This window comes from Caballeronia glathei (assembly GCF_000698595.1).
Classification (GTDB): domain Bacteria; phylum Pseudomonadota; class Gammaproteobacteria; order Burkholderiales; family Burkholderiaceae; genus Caballeronia; species Caballeronia glathei.
This window is the reverse complement of sequence record NZ_JFHC01000181.1, coordinates 1-3,235: the sequence shown is the minus strand read 5'-3', so window position 1 is coordinate 3,235 and position 3,235 is coordinate 1. Positions and strand designations below refer to the sequence as shown.

Below are 3,235 nucleotides of genomic sequence, written 5' to 3'. Positions count from 1 at the left end.
GAGACAATCGGCGCGACCGGTGCAATCCTCTCTGACGAAGTCACCCTGCCGAATCCCGCGGGCCTGCATGCACGGCCCGCCGCGGTCTTCGCCTCCGGAGCGAAGCAGTACAAGTCCGACATCCGCCTGCTGCGCGGCAGCGACAGCGCGAACGCCAAGTCGGTCGTGTCCATCATGGGACTCGCGACGAAGCTCGGGGACAGAGTACGCGTCCAGGCCACCGGTCCCGACGCGGGTGAAGCGGCCGGCACGCTCGCGCGCCTGCTCGCCGAGGGCTCGGGCGAGAAGCCCGGCGACGCACCCGAAGCGGCTGCCGCGGCGCCCGTCGCCGAGCCCGGCGTCGCGAGGCGCACGGCATCCGGCGACATCGACGAACTCACCGGCGTATCGGCCTCGCCTGGACTCGCAGTTGGTCACATCGTGCAGTTCCGCCAGGAAGTCATCGACGTCAGGGAAGCAGGCGAATCGCCGCAGCGCGAACGTGCGCGGCTCGAATCAGCCCGGCACGAAGCAAGGCAGCAGATCGAAGCGCTCAAGGCCACGCTTACCGATCCATCGAAGGCCCAGATCCTCGACGCGCACCTCGAACTACTCGAAGACCCTGACCTCAATGACATGGCGCTCGGCAGCATCAGCGACGGCAAGAGTGCGGGCTTCGCGTGGCGCAACGGTTTCCAGAAGCAGGCGAGCACGCTCGAGAAGCTCGACAACCCGCTGCTGCGCGAACGCGCCGGCGATATCCGGGACGTCGGCCGTCGTGTGCTGGCGCTGCTTGCCGGTGTGACGCAGGCGCAGATCGAAGTGCCGGCCGACTCGATTCTGATCGCCGAGGAGCTCTCGCCGTCGGATACCGCCTCGCTGGATCGCAGCAAGGTGCTCGGCTTCTGCACGACGACCGGCGGCGCCACGAGCCACGTCGCGATCCTCGCGCGCTCGCTCGGCATCCCGGCCATCTGCGGCATCGACGAGGGCGCGCTGCAGCTCGCCAACGGCACGCTCGTCGTGCTCGACGGCTCGCTTGGCAGCCTGCGGCGCAATCCGGGCGCCGAGGATCTCGAAAAGGCGCATGAGCGCATCAGGCGACAGACGGCCAAGCGCGAAGAACAGGACCTTGCCGCGAGCAAGCTCGCGATGACGGCAGACGGTCACCGCATTGAAGTCGTCGCGAACATTCGCAACGCGCAGGAAGCACGTGAAGCGGTTGCGGCCGGGGCCGAAGGCGTGGGCCTCCTGCGTTCCGAGTTCCTGTTCGACGACCGCGACACCGCGCCCTCCGAGGACGAACAGGCCGCCGAATATTGCGCCGTGGCCGAAGCGCTTGGCCGCGAGCGGCCGCTCGTGATCCGCACGCTCGACGCCGGGGGTGACAAGCCGCTCTCCTACATGCCGCTACCCAAGGAAGACAATCCGTTCCTCGGCCTGCGCGGCGTGCGTGTGAGCCTCGATCGCCCTGACATCTTTCGCACGCAACTGCGTGCGATTTTGCGCGCAGCGCCCATTGGCAACCTGCACGTAATGTTCCCAATGGTTGCCGCGATCGAAGAGGTACGGGCCGCCAGGAAGATCCTGCTCGAAGAGGCCGGCGATCGCGCTGACAGTGTCAAGGTCGGCGTGATGATCGAAGTGCCGGCTGCCGCGCTGATTGCCGAGCAGCTCGCGCGCGAAGTCGACTTTTTCTCGATCGGCACGAATGATCTGACGCAATACACGCTCGCGATGGACCGCGGGCATCCGAAGCTCGCCAAAAAAGCCGATGCGCTTCACCCCGCGGTGCTGAGGCTGATCGGCATGACCGTCGAAGGCGCGCACATGCATGGCAAATGGGTCGGTGTGTGCGGCGGCATCGCCTCGGATGCGATGGCCGTGCCAGTGCTAGCGGGCCTCGGCATCGATGAGCTTTCGGTCAGCATTCCCGCGGTCGGTTCGGTCAAGGCCCAGCTTGCGCGAGTGACCATGGCCGAAGCGCGCAAGCTGGCCGCCGACGTGCTGCGTCTCGGTACCGCCGCTGAAGTACGCGCCCTTCTCGCCCCCTACGCCGAATAAGCAGAGCAACAGGAGACCCTCCATGTTCAAGCATGCCTTTGGAGTCTTGCAGAAGGTCGGCAAAGCACTGATGCTGCCAGTCGCCGTGCTCCCCGTGGCCGGCCTGTTGCTCGGCCTTGGCGCGACTGATTTCCACGGTTACGTTCCAGCGATCGTCCTCGCGCTCATGAAGAACTCGGGCGACGTGATCTTCGCCAACCTGCCGCTGATCTTCGCCATCGGCGTCGCGCTCGGCTTCACCGAGAATGACGGCGTCTCGGGCATCGCCGCAACGATCGGGTATCTCGTCATGACGGCAACATTGGGGGTGATTGCCAAGGCGGAGGGCATCGAGCCCGACACGATCATGGGCATCCCGTCCATCCAGACCGGCGTGTTCGGCGGGATCCTGGCGGGTGGCCTGGCAGCGTGGCTGTTCAATCGCTATTACAAGATCGCGTTGCCGGCCTATCTCGGCTTCTTCGCAGGCAAGCGCTTCGTGCCCATCGTGACCGCGATCGGCGCAATCGTGCTCGGCGCAATCCTGTCCGTCGTGTGGCCCCCGATCGGCGGCGGGATCAAAGCCTTCTCGCAATGGGCGGCGGTCTCGGATCCGCGCACCGCGGCGACGATCTACGGCTTCGTCGAGCGCCTGCTCATCCCGTTCGGCCTGCACCACATCTGGAACGTGCCGTTCTTCTTCGAGATGGGCAGCTACCTGGACCCGACGACAGGCAAGACGGTGCACGGCGACATCAACCGCTTTTTCGCGGGCGACCGCACCGCCGGTATCTTCGCGGGCGCGTTCCTGTTCAAGATGTTCGGCCTGCCGGCCGCGGCGATCGCCATCTGGCACTGCGCCAAGCCCGAGAAGAAGGCCGTCGTTGCCGGGATAATGATCTCCGCTGCGTTGACCTCGTTCCTCACCGGCATCACCGAGCCCATCGAGTTCGCCTTCCTGTTTGTCGCCCCGGTCCTTTACCTCATCCACGCGTGTCTCGCCGCAACGACCCAATTCCTGGCCAACACCCTCGGCATGCACATGGGCTTCACCTTCTCGCAGGGCGCCATCGACTTCCTGATGTTCAACCTGATCGGCAACAAGGCGACCCATGCGTGGTACGTCTTCTTCCTCGGACCAATCTACGCAGTGATCTATTACGGCGTGTTTCGCTTCGTGATCACCAGATTCGACCTCAAGACGCCGGGTCGC

General features: G+C 65.4%; 2 protein-coding genes. Both read left to right on the top strand.

What is annotated here, in order from left to right:
* The coding region (gene ptsP / locus BG61_RS37985; protein ID WP_035943417.1) for a phosphoenolpyruvate--protein phosphotransferase at window positions 1-2,043 on the top strand (2,043 nt) is incomplete at its 5' end.
* 22 nt (window positions 2,044-2,065) lie between these two features.
* The coding region (locus tag BG61_RS37980) for a PTS transporter subunit EIIC (RefSeq protein WP_035943414.1) at window positions 2,066-3,235 on the top strand (1,170 nt) is incomplete at its 3' end.